The organism is Gordonia prachuapensis (genome assembly GCF_036350515.1).
Lineage (GTDB): Bacteria > Actinomycetota > Actinomycetes > Mycobacteriales > Mycobacteriaceae > Gordonia > Gordonia prachuapensis.
Genome location: NZ_JAZDUE010000001.1, coordinates 411,233 through 429,898, shown reverse-complemented (window position 1 = coordinate 429,898; position 18,666 = coordinate 411,233). Strand labels below are relative to the sequence as shown.

At 67.3% G+C, this 18,666-nt stretch carries 20 protein-coding genes and 1 other RNA gene; 4 read left to right on the top strand and 17 right to left on the bottom strand.

Features of this window, described 5'->3' with window-relative positions; translation table 11 throughout:
• Positions 1 to 57: 57 nt before the first annotated feature.
• The gene (pgm, locus tag V1Y59_RS01905; protein ID WP_330503120.1) at positions 58 to 1,698 is read right to left on the bottom strand and encodes a phosphoglucomutase (alpha-D-glucose-1,6-bisphosphate-dependent); all 1,641 of its coding nucleotides are present in this window, start codon (positions 1,696 to 1,698) and stop codon (positions 58 to 60) included.
• A gap of 101 nt (positions 1,699 to 1,799) precedes the next feature.
• Here pgm and V1Y59_RS01900 point away from each other — a divergent pair, with 101 nt between their 5' ends.
• A complete protein-coding gene (locus V1Y59_RS01900; RefSeq protein WP_330503119.1) occupies positions 1,800 to 2,420 on the top strand; it encodes an alpha/beta hydrolase in 621 nt (206 codons plus the stop codon).
• A gap of 24 nt (positions 2,421 to 2,444) precedes the next feature.
• Here V1Y59_RS01900 and ssrA read toward each other — a convergent pair.
• From ssrA to V1Y59_RS01850, 10 genes are all read right to left on the bottom strand, one after another.
• Positions 2,445 to 2,817, bottom strand: a transfer-messenger RNA (tmRNA) gene (ssrA, locus tag V1Y59_RS01895).
• Positions 2,818 to 2,935: 118 nt separating this feature from the next.
• Positions 2,936 to 4,162: a glycoside hydrolase family 27 protein gene (locus V1Y59_RS01890; protein ID WP_330503238.1), complete on the bottom strand. Its 1,227-nt coding sequence runs from the start codon at positions 4,160 to 4,162 to the stop codon at positions 2,936 to 2,938.
• Between the two features lie 46 nt (positions 4,163 to 4,208).
• A complete protein-coding gene (gene smpB, locus V1Y59_RS01885; RefSeq protein WP_330435458.1) occupies positions 4,209 to 4,682 on the bottom strand; it encodes an SsrA-binding protein SmpB in 474 nt (157 codons plus the stop codon).
• A 72-nt stretch (positions 4,683 to 4,754) separates the two neighbouring features.
• Positions 4,755 to 5,663: a permease-like cell division protein FtsX gene (gene ftsX / locus V1Y59_RS01880; RefSeq protein WP_330503118.1), complete on the bottom strand. Its 909-nt coding sequence runs from the start codon at positions 5,661 to 5,663 to the stop codon at positions 4,755 to 4,757.
• Positions 5,664 to 5,754: 91 nt separating this feature from the next.
• Positions 5,755 to 6,441 carry a cell division ATP-binding protein FtsE gene (gene ftsE, locus V1Y59_RS01875; RefSeq protein WP_330435462.1) on the bottom strand — a complete coding sequence of 229 codons (687 nt, stop codon included), beginning with the start codon at positions 6,439 to 6,441 and terminating at the stop codon, positions 5,755 to 5,757.
• A gap of 67 nt (positions 6,442 to 6,508) precedes the next feature.
• A complete protein-coding gene (locus V1Y59_RS01870; protein ID WP_330503117.1) occupies positions 6,509 to 7,090 on the bottom strand; it encodes an Rv3103c transmembrane domain-containing protein in 582 nt (193 codons plus the stop codon).
• A complete protein-coding gene (locus V1Y59_RS01865; RefSeq protein WP_330503116.1) occupies positions 7,090 to 8,031 on the bottom strand; it encodes a mechanosensitive ion channel family protein in 942 nt (313 codons plus the stop codon). The genes V1Y59_RS01870 and V1Y59_RS01865 overlap by 1 nt, the downstream gene beginning before the upstream one ends.
• Positions 8,032 to 8,044: 13 nt before the next feature.
• The gene (gene prfB / locus V1Y59_RS01860; RefSeq protein ID WP_330435466.1) at positions 8,045 to 9,160 is read right to left on the bottom strand and encodes a peptide chain release factor 2; all 1,116 of its coding nucleotides are present in this window, start codon (positions 9,158 to 9,160) and stop codon (positions 8,045 to 8,047) included.
• Positions 9,161 to 9,224: 64 nt separating this feature from the next.
• Positions 9,225 to 9,626, bottom strand: a complete 402-nt coding sequence (locus V1Y59_RS01855) for a hypothetical protein (RefSeq protein ID WP_330503115.1) — start codon at positions 9,624 to 9,626, stop codon at positions 9,225 to 9,227.
• 10 nt (positions 9,627 to 9,636) lie between these two features.
• Positions 9,637 to 9,960, bottom strand: a complete 324-nt coding sequence (locus V1Y59_RS01850; RefSeq protein WP_330503114.1) for a hypothetical protein — start codon at positions 9,958 to 9,960, stop codon at positions 9,637 to 9,639.
• Positions 9,961 to 10,018: 58 nt separating this feature from the next.
• Here V1Y59_RS01850 and hisN point away from each other — a divergent pair, with 58 nt between their 5' ends.
• Positions 10,019 to 10,849 carry a histidinol-phosphatase gene (hisN, locus tag V1Y59_RS01845; protein WP_330503113.1) on the top strand — a complete coding sequence of 277 codons (831 nt, stop codon included), beginning with the start codon at positions 10,019 to 10,021 and terminating at the stop codon, positions 10,847 to 10,849.
• A 127-nt stretch (positions 10,850 to 10,976) separates the two neighbouring features.
• Here the strand turns inward: hisN and V1Y59_RS01840 are convergent, their stop codons facing one another.
• Both V1Y59_RS01840 and V1Y59_RS01835 read right to left on the bottom strand, forming a co-directional pair.
• Positions 10,977 to 11,636, bottom strand: a complete 660-nt coding sequence (locus V1Y59_RS01840) for an MBL fold metallo-hydrolase (RefSeq protein ID WP_330503112.1) — start codon at positions 11,634 to 11,636, stop codon at positions 10,977 to 10,979.
• Positions 11,637 to 11,717: 81 nt separating this feature from the next.
• Positions 11,718 to 12,203, bottom strand: coding sequence for a DUF2752 domain-containing protein (locus tag V1Y59_RS01835; RefSeq protein WP_330503111.1), 486 nt, complete (start codon positions 12,201 to 12,203; stop codon positions 11,718 to 11,720).
• A gap of 145 nt (positions 12,204 to 12,348) precedes the next feature.
• Here V1Y59_RS01835 and V1Y59_RS01830 point away from each other — a divergent pair, with 145 nt between their 5' ends.
• The gene (locus V1Y59_RS01830) at positions 12,349 to 13,740 is read left to right on the top strand and encodes an acyl-CoA dehydrogenase family protein (RefSeq protein WP_431309080.1); all 1,392 of its coding nucleotides are present in this window, start codon (positions 12,349 to 12,351) and stop codon (positions 13,738 to 13,740) included.
• Positions 13,741 to 13,769: 29 nt separating this feature from the next.
• Complete coding sequence (locus V1Y59_RS01825) at positions 13,770 to 14,993, top strand: acyl-CoA dehydrogenase family protein (protein ID WP_330503109.1); 1,224 nt, start codon at positions 13,770 to 13,772, stop codon at positions 14,991 to 14,993.
• Between the two features lie 81 nt (positions 14,994 to 15,074).
• Here V1Y59_RS01825 and crcB (V1Y59_RS01820) read toward each other — a convergent pair whose 3' ends face one another.
• The 4 genes from crcB (V1Y59_RS01820) to V1Y59_RS01805 all read right to left on the bottom strand — a co-directional run bounded on the left by crcB (V1Y59_RS01820) (position 15,075) and on the right by V1Y59_RS01805 (position 18,570).
• Positions 15,075 to 15,443, bottom strand: a complete 369-nt coding sequence (crcB, locus tag V1Y59_RS01820) for a fluoride efflux transporter CrcB (RefSeq protein ID WP_330503108.1) — start codon at positions 15,441 to 15,443, stop codon at positions 15,075 to 15,077.
• Positions 15,440 to 15,943 carry a fluoride efflux transporter CrcB gene (crcB, locus tag V1Y59_RS01815; protein ID WP_330503107.1) on the bottom strand — a complete coding sequence of 168 codons (504 nt, stop codon included), beginning with the start codon at positions 15,941 to 15,943 and terminating at the stop codon, positions 15,440 to 15,442. The genes crcB (V1Y59_RS01820) and crcB (V1Y59_RS01815) overlap by 4 nt, the downstream gene beginning before the upstream one ends.
• Before the next feature lie 15 nt (positions 15,944 to 15,958).
• Positions 15,959 to 17,839, bottom strand: coding sequence for a propionyl-CoA synthetase (locus V1Y59_RS01810; protein ID WP_330503237.1), 1,881 nt, complete (start codon positions 17,837 to 17,839; stop codon positions 15,959 to 15,961).
• 119 nt (positions 17,840 to 17,958) lie between these two features.
• Positions 17,959 to 18,570 (bottom strand): MSMEG_1061 family FMN-dependent PPOX-type flavoprotein, encoded by a 612-nt coding sequence (locus tag V1Y59_RS01805; protein ID WP_330503106.1) that lies wholly within the window; start codon positions 18,568 to 18,570, stop codon positions 17,959 to 17,961.
• Between the last annotated feature and the right edge of the window lie 96 nt (positions 18,571 to 18,666).

Below are 18,666 nucleotides of genomic sequence, written 5' to 3'. Positions count from 1 at the left end.
CTGCCGACTCTAATTCACCCGGAAATGCGAAGGTCTCGCAGTCGGGCGCGAACGCACTCAGACGAGCACCGAATCCACCAGCTCCTGCGCCTGGGCCTGCACGGTCGCCAGATGGTCGGCGCCGTTGAACGACTCGGCGTAGATCTTGTAGACATCCTCGGTACCCGATGGGCGCGCCGCGAACCAGGCGTTCTCCGTGGTCACTTTGAGACCGCCGATCGGCGCCCCGTTGCCCGGCGCCTCGGTGAGCACCGCGGTGATCGGTTCACCGGCCAGCTCCGTCGCCTTGACCTGATCCGCGGAGAGCTTGCCGAGCAACGCCTTCTGCGCCCTCGTCGCCGGCGCATCGATACGGGCGTACGCACTCTCGCCGTACCGGTCGGCCAGCTCCCGATAGCGCTGCGACGGCGTCTTCCCGGTCTTCGCGAGCATCTCCGAGGCCAGCAACGCCAGGATGATGCCGTCCTTGTCGGTCGACCACGGACGCCCGTCGAAGGTGAGGAACGACGCGCCCGCGCTCTCCTCCCCACCGAACGCGATGCTGCCGTCGAGCAGTCCGTCGACGAACCACTTGAAGCCGACAGGCACCTCGAGCAAGCGACGATCGATGCCTGCGACCACCCGGTCGATCAGCGACGAACTGACGAGCGTCTTGCCCACCGCCGCCTGTGCCTGCCACCCCGGCCGGTGGGTGAACAGGTACTCGATCGCAACCGCCAGATAGTGATTCGGATTCATCAGCCCGCCATCCGGGGTGACGATGCCATGACGATCGGAGTCCGCATCGTTGCCCGTGGCGATGTCGTAGCTGTCGCGGGCGGAGATCAGCGACGCCATCGCATTCGGCGACGAACAGTCCATCCGGATCTTGCCGTCGGTGTCCAAGGTCATGAAGCGGAAGGTCGGATCGACCGTCGGGTTCACGACCGTGAGATTGGCCAGGTTGTAGCGGAACCCGACCTCGGCCCAGTATCCGACCGAGGCCCCGCCGAGCGGGTCGGCGCCGATGTGGATGCCGGCGTCACGAATCGCCGCCATGTCGACCACCTCATGCAAGTGGTCGACGTATGTTGCGGTGTACGGGAAGTCACGGATGTACTCACTACGGCGCGCCTGTTCGAACGGAATTCGCTTGACCCCGTTCAACTTGTCCGCCAGGAGCTCGTTGGCGCGGCGCGCGACCACGCTGGTGATACTGGTGTCCGCCGGACCCCCGCTGGGCGGATTGTATTTGAAGCCACCGTCGCGAGGCGGGTTGTGGGACGGCGTCACGACGATGCCGTCGGCGAGCACACCGGGGTTGGCCTGGTTGAACCGCAGGATCGCGAAGCTCACCGCCGGGGTCGGCGTGAACTTCTCGTTCTCGGCGATGTAGACGGTGACCTCGTTGGCGGTGAGGACCTCGAGCGCGCTGCGCCAGGCGGGTTTCGAGAGGGCGTGGGTGTCGAAGCCGATGAACAGGGGCCCGCTGATACCGGCGGACCGCCGGTACTCGACGATCGCCTGGGTGGTGGCCAGGATGTGCGCCTCGTTGAACGCCCCATCGAGGCTCGACCCACGGTGACCAGATGTACCGAACACCACCTGCTGCATCGGATCCTCGGGATCGGGCACCGTGTCGTAGTAGGCGCGCTCGACGGCAGCGACATCGATCAGATCCTCGGGGAGCGCGGGTGTTCCTGCTCTCGGATGTGCCATGAGCGCAATTCTGCCATCGGAACCAGTCCGAACGTCGGCAACGAACGAACAGATACTGTGGGCACGAACGAGCCGAGTCGAGGAACTGCGAGTGAGTGGGCATGTTGAGACGCGCACCTGACCCGGTGGAACTGATCGTCCTGGTGCTACCGGGTGGGACCGATCACAGTTATCAGCCCTTCAGCCCCCGGCAGCCCGCGGCACTGCGGATGTATCCGTTCACCTGGTCGCTGCGCGCCCGCTTCGGCCGACGCGTCCTGGTCCGTCAGGTGAGATACCGCTTCTACGGCTGGAACGGGGCGCAGAACAGCCCGATCCCGTACGCCCGCAAGGCTCTCGACGACCTGTCCCGCGAGCACCCGGGAGTTCCGGTCGTCCTCGTGGGCCACTCGATGGGTGGCCGCGTCGGCGCCCATCTGGCCGCCGATCCACGCGTCGTAGGCCTCCTCGCGCTGGCGCCGTGGTGGCAGCACGCAGACTGGCGGTTCATCCATGACGCCGTCCGCGTCGTCGCGATCCACGGCACCGCCGACCAGCGAACCCTTGCTCGTCGCACCGAGAAAGGTGTCCGCGAGCTCGTCGCACGCGGCGTCGACGCCACGTATGTGCCCGTCCCGGACGGTGGTCACGGCATGCTCGATCACATCGGCCTGTGGCAACGGGCCGCGCTGGACTTCGTGGGGCGGACACTCGCCGGCGTCCGCACACGCGAACGGCCCTGACCCGAGATCCGGGCCAGGGCCGTGTCGTGGAGCTGCCGGGAATTGAACCCGGGTCCTCCGTCGCTTCGGTAGGGCTTCTCCGTGTGCAGTCCGCTATGCCTCTACTCGGATCTCTCGGTCACGCGAACAAGCCGAGATGACGATCCCAGTCGCTGTTAAGTGTCCCGTTGCCGTCCGCGACCGACGACAGCGGTGAGCTCCCTGAGATGATGCCGGCGACCGGGCTGGGAGCAGACCCGGGCCGACAGACTAGCCGTCGCTGATCAGGCAGCGAGGGCGTAGTCGCGCTGATTCTTATCGGCGCTTAATTGGTTGCTACGACGCTTAACGGTGGTCTCTAGCCTGCACCGACACGCTTCCCCTACCTCGACGCACGCAGTCGAAACCGATCAGCCCCGAGGTGGCACCCGTCGAATTTCGACGAGCACTTCAGTCTAACAACGTCCGCAACCCGTTTCATCCCGGTCCGGATCGCCCACCGCTGTGCGGCCTCCCGACCCCAGCCGATCTCAACGTCACGCGATCTGCAGCAGCACGGTGTCGTTCACGCCGACGTCGACGGTGATCTCGCCGGCCTCGGCCTGATAGCGACGGCCGGTCCACGCGTCGATCGCGCTCACGGTGGCGTCGCCGACCAAGCCCAGGCTGCTCAGCGACACCGACATCGGACGCGGGTGGTCGTCACGATTGGTCAACGACACCACGAGTCCCTTCTCCCCGATGGCGCGTGCCCAGATCTCCGGATCGTCGTCGACGGGCGCACCCGCACTGACCCGCTCGTCCTGGTCGATCGCGATGACGGCACGGTTGCGGAGCAGGTCGAGGGTCTGCGTCGACATCCTGGTCAGGTCGTTTCCGGCGATCAGCGGGGCCGCCATCATCGCCCACATCGACATCTGGGTGCGCTGCTGGGCGAGGGTGAGGCCGGGGTTGCCGTCGACGCCGACGACGAGCATGTCCGGATCGTTGAACGCCGACGGTCCGACGCGTGGGGCCAGCGTCGACGCGGCGTCGACGATGTCGATGACGCCCTGCGGCCCCGAGGCGTCGGCGTTGGTGGACCACACCGGAGCGATGTCGTTGGTGATCCGGGTCATCGTCGCCACGCCACCCCAGTCGTACTCCGCGCCGGGGACCACGTCGGCGACGCCGCTGTTGGGGTTGATGCTGTACACCATCGGGCGGCCGGTGTCGCGGATCGCGTCGCGCATCGCGGTGAATGCCGCGACCTGTTCGACATGGTCGGAATCGCTTGAACACCAGTCGTATTTGACATAGTCGACCTGCCAATCGGCGAACGTTCGCGCGTCCTGCTCCTCGTGACCCCGGCTTCCCGTCGACCCGGGGTAGGTGCCGAGGAACTGCGTGCACGTCTGGTCACCCGCCCCGGAGTACAGGCCGAACTTCAGGCCCCGCTCGTGCAGGTACTGCCCGAGGGCCGCCATACCGGAGGGGAATCGGCTCGGCTCGGCCTGCAACGACCCGTCAGCAGCGCGTATCGGCGCCACCCAGCAGTCGTCGACGATCACGTGGCGGTATCCGGCATCGCGCAGGCCGGTGACCACCAGCGCATCCGCCTGTTCGCGGACGATCTGTTCGGTGATGTTGCAGCCGAAAGTGTTCCAACTGTTCCACCCCATCGGGGGCACCGCAGGCAGGCCCTCGATCGCGACCCCGTCGCCGCCGATCCGGCCCTCGGGGTCGGGCGTACACGCCACGACACCGAGGAACGCCAACATCATCACCGCGACGGCGACGAACCCACGATCACGTTGTCGGCGCACCGGCTCACATCCCCTTGACGCGCCGACCCATCTCGCGCTCGACCTCGCGTTGCGCGGTGCGTCGTGCGATGTCCTGGCGCTTGTCGTGTGCTTGCTTGCCGCGGGCGAGAGCCAGTTCGACCTTCACCTTGCCGTCGTTGAAGTACAGCGACAACGGGACCAAGGTCAGATTGCCGTCGCGGATCTTGCCGATGAGGTTGTCGATCTCGCGCCGGTGCAGCAACAACTTCCGGTTGCGGCGCGGCGCATGGTTGGTCCACGATCCGCTTCCGTATTCGGGGATGTGCACTGCGCGCAGCCAGATCTCACCGTCGTCGACGGTCGCGAACGCGTCCGCGAGCGATGCCTTGCCCTCGCGCAAGCTCTTCACCTCGGTACCCAACAGCGCGATCCCGGCCTCGAAGGTGTCGAGAATGGCGTAGTTGTGCCGCGCCTTGCGGTTGGTCGCGATGACGTTGCGACCCTTCTCCTTCACCATGTTCCCACCTCCTTGTCCGGCATCCCTCGTGAGTCTGCCTGTCGTGAATCCGTCTGTTGTGAATTCGTGCGGCTACTCGCGAACATAGACCCGCAGCGTCACATATGCGGTGATCCCTGACAACAGAATTCCGCCCAGGATGAGCCACGGCGACACGAACAACACGTCGGAGACACCGATGCGGGCGAGAATGTTCACACCGTACAGATCGCGCAGGGCGTTGTCGAAGAAGAAGACCTTGGCCGCGAACAGGCCACCGATGGCCAGGAAGGCGCCGACGAGCGCCGCCACCACCGCCTCGACCAGGAACGGCAGCTGGGTGTACCACCGGGTGGCGCCCACGAGCCGCATGATCGACACCTCGGTTCGCCGGGTGAACGCCGCGACCTGAACCGTGTTCACGATCAACAGGATCGCGGCGACCGCCAGCACCAGCGCCACCGCGAACGCCGCGTTCCGCGTGCCGTCGAGCACGCTGAAGATGCGCTGGACCAACTCACGCTGGTCGAGCACTCCGTCGACCCCGCGGTCGCGCGCTCCGGAGTACTTGTCGAGCACCGCGCCGAACTGTGTCGGGTCGGACATGCGGACCTTGAGCGACGCCGGGATGGTGCCCTCCCGGATGTTGTCGGCGATGTCCGGGTTGTCCTTGAACGTCTCCTTGGCCGCCTCGAACGCCTCCTCTCGGTCGATGAATGTCACCGATCCGACTCCCGGTTCGTTCTCGATGTCGGCCCGCAGCTCCGCGCACGGAGATTCCTGACAGTTCGGGTCGGCGTCCGAAACCGCGTCGTTGATGAAGAACTGCATCTCGACCCGGTCGAGGAAGATCTGCTGGCTCTTGTCGGCCATCTGGATCACCAACAGGCCGCCACCGAACATGCCGAGGGTGATCGCCGTGGTCAGCACCATGGCGACGGTCATCGTCACGTTGCGGCGGAAACCGTTGAGGACCTCGCTGATGATGAAGTTCGCTCGCATGGGTTGTGCGCAGTCCTAACAGAAGTCGAGGGCGGAAGCGTGGCGCGGAGGCGACGCCTCGCGGTCGGTCTCGTGCGGGGTGGCGTCGGCCTCAGCCGATGCCGTACACCCCTTGCGGGTCGTTGCGGACCAATCGGCCGTTGTCGAACTCGAGGACGCGACGTCGCATCGCGTCGACGATGTGGCGGTCATGGGTGGCCATGACGACGGTGGTGCCACGGCGGTTGACCCGATCGAGGACGTCGACGATCTCTTCGCTGGTCTCCGGATCGAGGTTGCCGGTCGGTTCGTCGGCGAGCAGCACCAGGGGCCGGTTGACGATCGCCCGCGCGATCGCCACCCGCTGCATCTCACCGCCGGACAGTTCGTACGGCATGCGGTCGGCCTTTCCGGAGAGACCGACATAGTCGAGCACCTCGGGCACGATGCGCCGGATGGTCGACGGCGACTTGCCGATGACCTCCAACGCGAACGCGACATTGTCGGCGACCGACTTCTGCTGCAGCAGACGGAAGTCCTGAAACACGCAGCCGATCGACTGGCGCAGCTTCGGAACCGTGCGGCCCTTGAGCGTGTTGACGTGGTACTCCCCCACGTACACCTCACCCGATGTGGGTTTGTCCTCTTTGAGCAGCAGCCGGAAGAAGGTGGACTTCCCAGACCCGGACGGGCCGATCAGGAACGCGAACTCCCCTTTGTCGACCTCCAGGCTGAGGTCGGCCAGGGCAGGCCGGCTCGACGCCTTATACTGCATCGTGACGTTCTCCAGCTTGATCACGAGATGCCAGTGTAGCCACGGGCGCTGAGACGAACGCTCAGGTTCCAGGGCGGGGTGTCTCGCCTGGTCAGCGCTCGGGAACCGTGGTCGTCTCCTGGTTGCCGCCGAAATTCGGGAACGGAAGCTGCGGGAGCCCCGGCCCGGTGGTCTCGGTCGTCGTCTGTTCCTGGCCGGTCTCCGCGCCGGTCTGCGGTTCACCGTCGGTCCCGGTCTCCACCGAGTCGGTCGTGGTGGTCGTGGAGGTGACCGTGCTCGACGGGGTCGAGGTCCAGCTGGGCTCGGTGGTCGTCGACTGGGTGGACCGGGGCGCGGGTGCGGTCGGCGGTTCGACGACGCCGTAGCGCTGCGAGGTGTAGCCGTAGAGGATCACCGAGCCGAGGAACGCGATGACCAGTACCGCGGTACTGGTGCGGATGCGGGTCTTGTAGACGTGGCCCCAGTCGCGGAAGCGTTCCGGGATGATCGGCTTGCGTTCCTCCGGGGCGGCCGTCTTCTCGGCGGCGCTCCGGTCGGCGGCGACCGCCTCCTGCTCGGCCGCGGTGTCCGGTGTGGGCTCGATCTTCATCTCGCGGGTCGGCGTCTCGTCGGCGGGCGTGTCGTCGTCGGGGGTTCCGTCGGGCGTGCCATCGGCGCTGTGTTTCGGGGACATCAGGAATCACGCACCTTTCCGGCCTCGTCGGCGAGCGTCGCGGGTGGACCGCCACCCGCGTCCACCTCACGTCCGGGCGCCACGGTGATGCCCTCGCGAGCCAGCGCGCGCACGATCTCGATGCGCAATGCCCGACTCACGTCGAACTGTTTGCCGGGCAGGGTGCGGGCGACCATCCGCACGGTGATCGAATCGAGTTCGAGGTCGATCACGCCGAGCGGCGACGGCGAGTCCAGCAGCAGGGCGTGCCAACGATTCTGCTCGTAGAACTCATCGCCGATCCGATCGAGCGTCTCGTTGACGAGCGCGATGTCCGCATCGGCGGGCACGGGGACGTCCACGACGGCGCGGGCCCAATCCTTGGACAGGTTGGTGGCCTTGATGATCTGCCCATTGGGCACGGTGATCACCTCGCCCTCGCCGGTGCGGAGCTTGGTCATCCGCAGGGACACATCCTCCACGGTGCCCTCCGCCGTACCGTTCGCGGTGGTCGTCAGGTTGACCACGTCGCCGTACCCGTACTGCTTCTCGGCCACCACGAAGAACCCGGCCAGGATGTCCTGCACCACCCGCTGCGCGCCGAAACCCAGCGCGGCACCGAGCACCGCGCCCGGACCGGCGAGCCCGGTGACGGGTACGCCCAGGATCAGCGCGATCCGGACGATGACGATGATCGCCACGATCACGATCAGCGTCCACGCGACGACGTCGACCAGCGCGCGCCGATGCTTGGCGTCCTCGGTCTGAACGATGAGGTCGCTGGAATCGAACTGGGTCTTGAGCCGAGCGGCGTAGCCGTCGGCGCCCCATCGGATGAAGCGGATGACGAGCAGGCCGGCGAGAATCCAGATCAGGATCTCCAGGCCGTTGGTGGCCAGCCACACGTAGAAGCGTCCGAGCACAGATTGGGTCGCGCCGGGCGCGAAGGCGAGCGACGTCATGGTCGGTCCCATGTCAGGCGTCTGCAGCGGCCATACGCCAGCGGATGCCGGCCTCGATGAACTTGTCGATCTCACCGTCGAGGATCGAGCTGGGATTGTTGTCCTCGACGTTGGTGCGCAGGTCCTTGACCATCTGATACGGGTGCAGCACGTAGGAACGCATCTGGTTGCCCCAGCTCGAGCCGCCGTCGCCCTTGAGGGCGTCGAGTTCGGCGCGTTCCTCCTGACGCTTGCGTTCGAGCAGCTTCGCCTGCAGCACGCGCATCGCGGCCGCCTTGTTCTGGAGCTGGCTCTTCTCGTTCTGACAGGTCACCACGATGCCGGTCGGCATATGGGTCAATCGGACCGCGGAATCGGTGGTGTTGACCGACTGGCCACCCGGGCCCGACGAGCGATAGACGTCGACCTTGACCTCGTTCTCGTCGACCTCGATGTGGTCCGTCGTCTCGACGACCGGGAGGATCTCCACCTCGGCGAACGACGTCTGACGGCGGCCCTGGTTGTCGAACGGGCTGATCCGGACGAGACGGTGGGTGCCCTGCTCGACCGACAGCGTCCCGTACATGTAGGGCGCCTTCACGGCGAACGTCGCGCTCTTGATCCCGGCCTCTTCGGCGTAGGAGGTGTCGTAGACCTCGACGCCGTACTTGTGCTTCTCGGCCCACCGGATGTACATCCGCATCAGCATCTGCGCCCAGTCGGCGGCGTCGACCCCACCCGCGCCCGAGCGGATGTTGACGAGCGCATCGCGCTGGTCGTATTCGCCGGCGAGCATCGTCTTGACCTCCATGGCCTCGACGTCGGCCTTCAGCGAGGCCCGCTCGGAGTCCGCATCGGCGAGCGCGGCCGTCCGGTCGTCGCCCTCTTCCGCGTCGGCCAGTTCGTAGTGCACGGGCAGATCGTCGAGACGCTGGCGGAGTTCGGACACGCGACGGAACTCGGTCTGCGCGTGCGACAACTCGCTGGTCACCTGCTGGGCGTGATCCTGGTCGTTCCACAAATCGGGATCGGAGGCCTGCATCTCCAGTTCCTCGATCCGCCGACGCAACTCATCGAGGTCGAGCACCTTCTCGACCGTGGTCAAGGTGGCGCCGATGGATTCGAGATCTGCTGCTACGTCGGGATGCACGGTAATCAAGCCTACCGCCGCGAAACGCGGCAGGCCTCCCCGCCCGAGGTTCGGGCGCAAACGCTCAGGCGGGCGGGACCTGTCCGGGTGGCACGGTCGGATCTGCCGGCGGCAGCTCGCCGAATCGCCACGACGACGTCGCCTTGCCCGGCTTGTACACCACCGGGAGATCGGCGCCGATCTGCGGCCACGGGTCCGTTTCGCCGAGGACCAGCGTGCCGTACACTTCCGCGGGGTCGGTCTGCGGTCCGACGATCGTGCCGGACACCGTGCAGAACCGCTCCCCCTTGGCGTCGCCCTGCTCGGGCCGTTCACTCACGCCGGTGACCGTGAAGGTCCCCTGGACGAACTGGGCTGCGCGAGAACCACTCAGCGGACGCGGATTGCGGCCACGCTGCCATTGGACGACGAACGCCACGACGACTGCCGCAAGGATGACGGTGAAACCGATCGCGAGCAGATCCATGACGGTCACCCTACCGGTCGGCCTCGGGCAAATCGGACGTTCGTGGGTTCACCTGCGCCCGGCGCTGCGCACGGATTCGGACGACGGGGTCCGGCGAATCGAGGTCGGCCACCGGCCCGGATGTCCGGGAACGCGGCGCGGGACGCGAGACCGTGCGGTCATGAGCGCGCACCGGGAGGGCGTTCCAGGGTCCGAGACCGGGATCATGGTCCGGGAAGCCTCCGCGGCGCTTCTGCTTGCGCCGGGCCAGGATCAAGGACACGGGCACGGCCAGAGTCGCGACCACGGCGAACGTGACGAAGATCGCGGTTTCGACGGTCTCGTGTGATGGCACCCCGACATCATCGCCCGTCGTGACTCTGGACGTCGCGGCGGTGGCCTAACCTACCGGCATGCCTCCCGACAGCGCTGCAGGCCGTAGCGAGCCGTACGCCATCACCGATGATCTCGAACTGGCGTTGTCTCTCGCGGACTCGGCCGATGCCTTGACGATGGAGCGATTCCTGGCGGTCGACCTCCGGGTAGACGACAAACCGGACCTGACACCTGTGTCCGACGCCGACCTGGCGTGCGAGACGATGGTGCGGCAACGGCTGGCGGCCCGTCGTGCCGACGACGCGGTGCTGGGCGAGGAGTTCGGCGGCGACGCGGTCCTCACCGGCCGGCAGTGGGTGGTGGACCCGATCGACGGCACCAAGAACTTCGTCCGGGGTGTGCCCGTGTGGGCCACCCTCATCGCACTGCTCGTCGACGGCACCCCACGAGTGGGCGTGGTGTCCGCACCCGCACTGCGCCGCCGCTGGTGGGCCGCCGAAGGCCACGGCGCATTCGCCGTGTTCGACGGCGAGGAGTTTCCCCGACGAGTGAGCGTCTCCGGCGTCGCCGAGGTCTCGTCGGCGAGCCTGGCGTTCTCCAGCCTGTCCGGGTGGCGTGATCGCGGTATCCGCGACGAGTTCATCGCGCTGACGGACGCGGTCTGGCGGGTGCGCGGGTACGGCGACTTTTACAACTACTGCCTCGTCGCCGAGGGCGCGGTCGACATCGCGGCCGAGCCGGAGGTGTCGCTGTGGGACCTGGCGGCACTCGACATCATCGTGCGGGAGGCGGGTGGACGCTTCACCGCCCTCGACGGCACCGTCGGCCCGGCGGGCGGCAGCGCGGTCGCCACGAACGGAGTACTGCACGACGGGGTGCTCGACGCCCTCTCGCCCACCGCCCCCTGACGCCCGGCGCCCGCCGGCGCCCCGCACGGATGGCGTTCGTCCCCCACGAATCGTTACATCCCCCAGTTGCAGCTGGCGGATGTGACGACTCGTGGGGGAAGAACGGCGTCAGACCCAGGGTTGGGTGTCAGACCTCGGTTGCCGACTCCTTGTCCAGGACCATGAAGTCGGTGGAGGGTGCCTTCATGTCGGCCAGCCGTCCGTAGTGCACGCCGGACCCGGCGTCGGACAGGATCGCCTGATGGATGGGGACCGCGATGCGCGGTGCCATGGCCCGGAGGTAGTCGACGGATTCGCTGAGCTTCATCCACGGCGCGGCCGACGGCAGGGCGAGGACGTCGATCCTCTCGAACGGGATGTAGAACGAGTCGCCCGGATGCATGAAGCGTCCGGTCATCGACTTGGTGTCCAGCACGTAGGCGACGTTGTCGACGACCGGGATCTCGGGATGGATCACCGCGTGCCGCCCCCCGGTGAATCGCGCGGTGACAGCCCCGATCTGCGCGTGCGAACCGGCATTGGCGGTCGTCCAGGGACCCGCGACGTCGTCGCCGTTGAGCTGGGCGGCGGTCTGCGGGTCGGCGAAACGCATCGCCTGCGGATTGGCCGCGACGAGATCGGGCAGTCGTCCGGTGTCGCAGTGGTCGGGATGCTGATGGGTGATGAGGATCGCGTCGAGGTCGGTGACGCCCTCGAAGCCGTGCGAGAAGCTGCCCGGGTCAAAGAGGATTCTGGTGCCGTCGATCTCCACCAGGACGCACGAGTGACCGAAGTGTGTGATCTGCATATGCCCACTCTGCTATCCATCGGCGGCCGCGTCACGTCTCGGAGCGACTCCGTGTCGTCGCGGCGCCCGTTCCAACGCGATTCAGGTGATCGCCGGGAACCAGCCCCAGCCGAATCCCGCATCGGCGAGCCGCACCAGGCCGTAGCCGGCCCACAGACCGACGACGATGAGCATCGGGCGACTCGTCAGGACCGCACGAACCCGATCCAACCCATGCGCGCCGGTGGCCGCCGACCACAGTGCGACCGCGGTCACCACGATGGCCAGCACCATGAACACCGGCCCGAACACATTGAAGGACACCGTCGCCTCGAGGTCGCCGTGCCCGAGCGCCACCCAACTACGGGTCAGTCCGCAGGCCGGGCACGGCAGTCCGGTCATCCGAGCGAACGGGCACAACTCCGGGCCGTCGGCGACCACCTCGGGCTGCACCACGACGGTTGTCGCGAGCGCAGCCAGACCCACCGTGCCGAGGCCCGCAGCGGTCACCCGGGCGCCGGCGTCGATCCGTCGCTGCCCGGTCGTCGACGACGCGGACGAGTCGGCGGAGCGGCGGTCTACGGTCACCCGACCAGCGTAGATCGGCCGGCACGGCGTCGTCTCGAGCAACTACGTGACAAGCTCCTTACCGAATAGTAAGGTCTGTACTTACTACCGAGTAAGATTGCGGTGCGGCCATCCGGTGCGCACCCGACCCGCCCGAGAATTGCTGGTGATCATGACCTCTCACACCGAAACGCGGCACTCCGACCCGCGCGACACCTCCGCAGTCGGCAAGAACCCGCACCCCCGTAACTTCATCGGCACCGCGATGCGCGTGTTGACGACCGTCACCGGGTCGGAGTTCGCCGACAAGTACAAGATCCGCGAGCCACTCAACCGCATCGCCTACCAGGGCACCAAGACCGGTTTCCAGACGCTGGGTGCGGCCAACCGTGCGTTCAAGGCCGCCCAGGGCGGGTCCGGGCAGGCCAAGCGGCTGACCACCTCGCCCAAGGGTTTCTTCAACCTCAACCCCGACGACGAGCAGCAGATGATCGCGGAGACGGTGCGCGAGTTCTCCACCGAGATCCTGCGACCCGCCGCCTACGACGCCGACAACGCGGCCGAGGCACCGGCGGATCTGGTGAAGCGCTCCGCTGAGCTCGGCATCACGATGATCAACGTTCCCGAGGACTTCGACGGCGCAGCGACCGAGCGCGGCGTGGTCACCAACGCGCTCGTCGCCGAGGCGATGGCGTACGGCGACATGGGCCTGGCCCTGCCGCTGTTGGCCCCGAGTGGCGTGGCCACCACGCTGACGAACTTCGGCACCGACGAGCAGCAGCGCACCTACCTGCCGGACTTCGCCGGCGAGGACGTACCGCAGTCGGCCGTCGTGATCGCCGAACCCAAGCCGCTGTTCGACGCATTCGACCTGGGTACCAAGGCAACCCGGGTACCCAGCGGCTACCGCCTCAACGGCGTGAAGTCGTTCGTTCCGGCAGCGGGCTCGTCTGAGCTGTTCATCATCGGAGCGCAGCTCGACGGCCGCCCGGCCCTCTTCATCGTCGAATCCGACACCAAGGGCCTGATCGTCGAGGCCGACCCCGGCATGGGCGTGCGCGCCGCCGGCATGGGTCGCCTGCTGCTGCAGGACGTCGCCGTTCCGGCGTCGGCGCTCCTGGGTGGCGCCGAGGGCGACGCCGCCTTCGCCGCGTACCGCGACGTGGTGCGCCTGTCGCGTCTGGGCTGGTCGGCACTCGCCTCCGGCACCGCCAAGGCCGTCCTCGACTACGTGATCCCCTACGTGAACGAGCGCGAGGCGTTCGGCGAGCCGATCTCCAACCGACAGGCGGTGGCATTCATGGTGGCCAACATCGCCACCGAGGTCGATTCGATCCGGCTGGTGACATTGCGTGGTGCCGCGCGTGCCGAGCAGGGCCTGTCGTTCGCCCGCGAAGCCGCACTGGCCCGCAAGCTCACCATCGACAAGGGTCTGCAGATCGGACTCGACGGCATCCAGTTGCTGGGCGGCCACGGCTTCACCAAGGAACATCCGGTGGAGCGTTGGTATCGCGACCTGCGCGGTGCGGGTATCGGCGAGGGCGTCGTCGTCCTCTAGACGACCGGATCCGGTGAGGAATATCTGACATGAGCATCAATCTCGAACTGCCCAAGAAGCTGAACGCGACGATCGATCAGGCCCACCAGGCCGCGGCCGAGATCTTCCGGCCGATCTCGCGCAAGTACGACCTGCGCGAGCACGACTATCCCGTGGAACTCGATACCCTGGCGAGCCTGTACGACGGTCTCTCGGAAGCCGGTCAGGCCGGCGCGGGCGCCGACGGCGGACGCAGCCAGAAGAAGTCCGACAAGCCGCGTGCGGAAGGCGCCGTGGTCAACGGCGGCAACATGCAGTCGGTGATCAACACGATGGAGACCTCGTGGGGCGACGTCGGCCTGATGCTGACGATCCCGTATCAGGGTCTCGGCAACGCCGCGATCGCCGCGGTCGCGACCGACGACCAGCTCAAGAGCTTCGGCAAGGTGTGGGCCGCGATGGCCATCACCGAGCCCAGCTTCGGCTCGGACTCCGCGGCGGTGTCGACCACGGCGACCCCCGACGGCGACGACTACGTCCTCAACGGCGAGAAGATTTTCGTCACCGCCGGTTCCCGCGCCACCCACATCGTGGTGTGGGCGTCGGTCGACAAGAGCCTCGGACGCGCCGCCATCAAGAGCTTCGTCGTCCCGCGGGAGCACCCGGGCGTCGAGGTGGTGCGGCTCGAGCACAAACTGGGCATCCGCGTGTCCGACACCGCGGTGATCCGATTCGAGAACTGCCGCATCCCCAAGGACAACCTGCTCGGCTCGCCGGAGGTCGACACCAAGAAGGGCTTCGGCGGGGTCATGCAGACCTTCGACAACACGCGGCCCATGGTCGCCGGTATGGCCGTGGGTGTCGCCCGGGCAGCCCTGGAGGAACTGCGACGCATCCTCGAGGAGGCCGGCATCGAGATCGACTACGACCGCCCAGCCGCCGACCAGCATGCCGCCGCAGCGGAATTCATCCGGATGGAGTCGGACTTCGAGGCCGCATACCTGCACACCATGCGTGCCGCGTGGATGGCCGACAACTCCGAACCCAACTCGCTCGAGGCGTCGATGTCCAAGGCCAAGGCCGGCCGGACCGGCACCGACATCACCAACAAGGTGGTGGAACTGACCGGCACCCTGGGCTATTCGGAGCGCCTGCTGGTGGAGAAGTGGGCCCGTGACTCGAAGATCCTCGACATCTTCGAGGGGACCCAGCAGATCCAGAACCTCATCATCGCGCGTCGTGTGCTGAACAAGAGCAGCGCCGAACTGAAGTGAGCGGCTCCGCCGGTCGGGTGGCGAAACGCTACCCGACCGGCGGCGCCACACGACCGGCCGGGCACCCCGACCCACGAGGGCTCACACGACCCACGCCAGGTACAGGCCCAGCCCGCACGCCGCCGCGCTCCCGAGCACAGACACGAGCACATTGAGCACCGCGGCCATCGACCGCCGTTGCTCCAGCAGCCGAACAGTTTCGAAGCTCGCCGTGCTGAATGTCGTGTAGCCGCCGCAGAATCCGGTCCCGACGACGGTCTGCACGTCCGGCTCGAGCGTCGCGAACATCACCGAGCCGGCGATCAGGCCGAGGAGCAACGATCCGCTGATGTTGATCAGCAGCGTCGCCCACGGAAACGTCGTGGGTCGCCACTGCTTGATCGCGCCGTCGAGGATGAATCGCGTGCCGGCGCCCAGGGCACCGGCGACCATCACCAGTACGACGATCACGTGGTCGCCTCCGGCCGCCGACGAACTGCCGCCTGGGCCGCCACGATCCCCAGCCACGCACACAGCACCCCCGCGCAGACACTGGCGATGCCGTAGCCGACCGCGACGGGGAGTGCATCCCGGTGGGTGAGCAGCGACATCTCGAGCGCGAAACTGCTGTAGGTGGTGAACGAGCCACATAGTCCGGTGCCGAGCAACAGTCGATTCCGACGTCGCCCGCCGGCGTCCTCCCCGGAGCGCGCCAGTCCCTCGAGGAGGGCGCCGAGCGCGAACGCACCGACGAAATTCACCAGGAATGTTCCCCAGGGCCAGGCGGTGTCCTCGTGCGGCAGAAGCTCTTCCACCCAGTACCGGAGCCCGGTCCCGCACGCTCCGCCGACGAGCACCCACGCGATCGCGCTCGGCCGCAGGTGCAGGGGACGCACCACATCGGGGTCGGTGGGGAGTTCCCGGTGCGAATCGGCTCGCGATGCTCCGTCAGGCGGGTCTTCTGCCCCCATCGTCCCCCCGCGTCCCTACCCGCCGAGCTGCTTCGCCAGGTCGGCGAGCACGTCCGGATCCTCGATCGTCGACGGTACCGCGTACTCCTCGTGATCGGCGATCTGGCGCATGGTCTTTCGGAGGATCTTGCCCGACCGGGTCTTCGGCAGCGCGGCCACGACGGTCACGTCGCGGAAGGTCGCGACCGCACCGATCTCGTTGCGCACCTTCGCGACCAGCTCGTCACGCAAAGTGTCCGGATCGATTTCCGCTCCGGCCTTGAGGACCACGTAGCCGCTCGGCCGTTGGCCTTTCAGGTCGTCGTGGATGCCGACCACCGCGCATTCGGCCACCGCCGGGTGCGCGGCGACGACGGCTTCGATGCTGCCCGTCGACAGCCGGTGCCCAGCAACGTTGATGACGTCGTCGGACCGCCCGAGCACGAACACGTACCCGTCGTCGTCGAGGTATCCGGAGTCGCCGGTGAGGTAGTACCCGGGGAAGGCCGACAGGTACGACTTGCGGAAGCGCTCCTCGTCGCGCCAGAGGCCGGTCAGCGTCCCCGGCGGCAGCGGCAGCTCGATGACGATGCTGCCCTCCTCCCCCGCCCCCAGCGCGGTGCCCTCGGCGTCGACGATGCCGACCCGGTAGCCCGGCACCGGTACAGTCGGCGAGCCCGCCTTGATCGGCATCGGTTCCAGGCCGCGGAGATTCGCGGCGATCGCCCAGCCCGTCTCGGTCTGCCACCAATGGTCCACGACCGGAACGCCGAGTGTGGCGCTCGCCCACTCGAAGGTGTCCGGGTCCAGGCGCTCCCCGGCGGCGAACAGGGTCCGCAGCGTCGTCGTGTCGTACTTCGTGAGTTCGGCGGCCTCGGGGTCGGCCTTGCGGATGGCGCGGATGGCGGTCGGCGCGGTGAACAGGGCGTTGACCCCGTGGTCGGCGATCACCCGCCAGAACGCACCGGCGTCGGGGGTGCCGACGGGTTTGCCCTCGTACATCACCGTGGTCGCGCCGACGAGCAGCGGACCGTAGACGATGTAGGAGTGTCCGACGACCCACCCGACGTCGGAGGCCGTCCACCACACGTCGCCGGCGCGGATGTCGTAGATGTTCGGCATGGACCATGTGAGTGCGACGGCGTGGCCGCCGTTGTCGCGGACGACTCCCTTCGGTTTGCCGGTGGTGCCCGACGTGTAGAGGATGTAGAGCGGGTCGGTCGCGGCGACCGGCGTCGGGCCGACCGGCGACGCGGACGACATCAGTTCGTCCCAGTCGAGCCATCCGTCGTGATCCGATGCGTCGCCGGCGATCTCGGGCCGGTTCTTGACGATCACGGTCGGTGGCGGCGACGCGGCCAGGTCGAGGGCCTTGTCGATGATCGGCAGATACTCCACCGCACGTCCCGGTTCCAACCCGCCGGACGCGGTCACGATGGCCACCGGCTCGGCGTCGTCGATCCGCGTGGCGAGCTCGCGTGCGGCGAACCCGCCGAACACAACCGAATGAACCGCGCCCACGCGCGCGCAGGCGAGCATCGCGATCGCGGCTTCCGGAATCATCGGGAGATAGATCACCACCCGGTCGCCGGCCGCGACCCCGTTCGCCGACAGCACTCCCGCGAAGCGCGAGACCTCGTCGAGCAGTTCGGCGTAGGTGTACGTGCGGACCGTGCCGACCATGGCCGAGTCCCAGACCATCGCGGTGCGGTCGCCGGCTCCCGCGGCCACGTGCCGATCCAGCGCGTTGTAGGACGTGTTGAGGGTTCCGTCGGGGAACCATCGGTAGAAGGGCGCGGCGGAATCATCGAGCGCACGCGTCGGCGGGGAGATCCAGTCCACCGCATCGGCGGCAGCCAGCCAGAACTCCTCGCGGTCGTCTCGTGCCCGGTCGAACGCTTCGCGGTAGTGGCCCATCATGTCCCCTCGACAGCTGGTCGTCATCGATCCGTGTCCGCACTGAGGTTAACCACGACCGCGAGGGCGCGGCCTCACTTCACCACAGTGATGTCGTGCTCGGGTCGCCCGAGGGCCGTTCAGTACAGCCACTTGCGGAACTCGGGTTCCGCGTACGCCTTCTCGAGTTCGTCGAGGTCGAGTTCGGGCATCAGTGCCTTGGAGATCTGCGCAGTGCTGGGCAATGCGGTCGGACGCCAGGTCTCCGGCCGCCACAGATCCGACCGCAGGAAGGCCTTGGAGCAGTGGAAGAAGACCTCTTCGACGTCGATCTCGACGGCGAGGATGGGCCGGGACCGTTTGACGGTCAGAAGGTCGAAGTAGTCGGCGTCGTCGACGATGCGTGCGCGGCCGTTGACCCGCAGGGTGTCGCCGCGACCCGGGATCACCGCGATGGTGCCCACCTGCGGGTTCTGCAAGATGTTGAGGAATCCGTCGACGCGCCGGTTGCCCGGGCGTTCGGGGATCGCGATCGTCGTCTCGTTCACGACATGGACGACCTGACCCGCCGGGTCCCCTTTCGGCGAGACATCGAGGCGTCCGGCACGGTCGGCGGTCGCGAGGAAGACCATCGGGGTCGCGGCCAACCAGTCGATGTGGATCTGCTGCAGCGTCGGTCGGACCTTGTTCGCCACGGTCTCGTGCGGATGGCCGATGACCGCCCGCAATTGCTCCTCGCTCGTGATCTCCACGTATCCATGGTGGCACCGGGTGCGGGAATCGAGAAACCCGGCGTCGTTTGAACTCGGTGGGACCCGGTTTATCGCTCCGATGGGCGGGTAATCGGT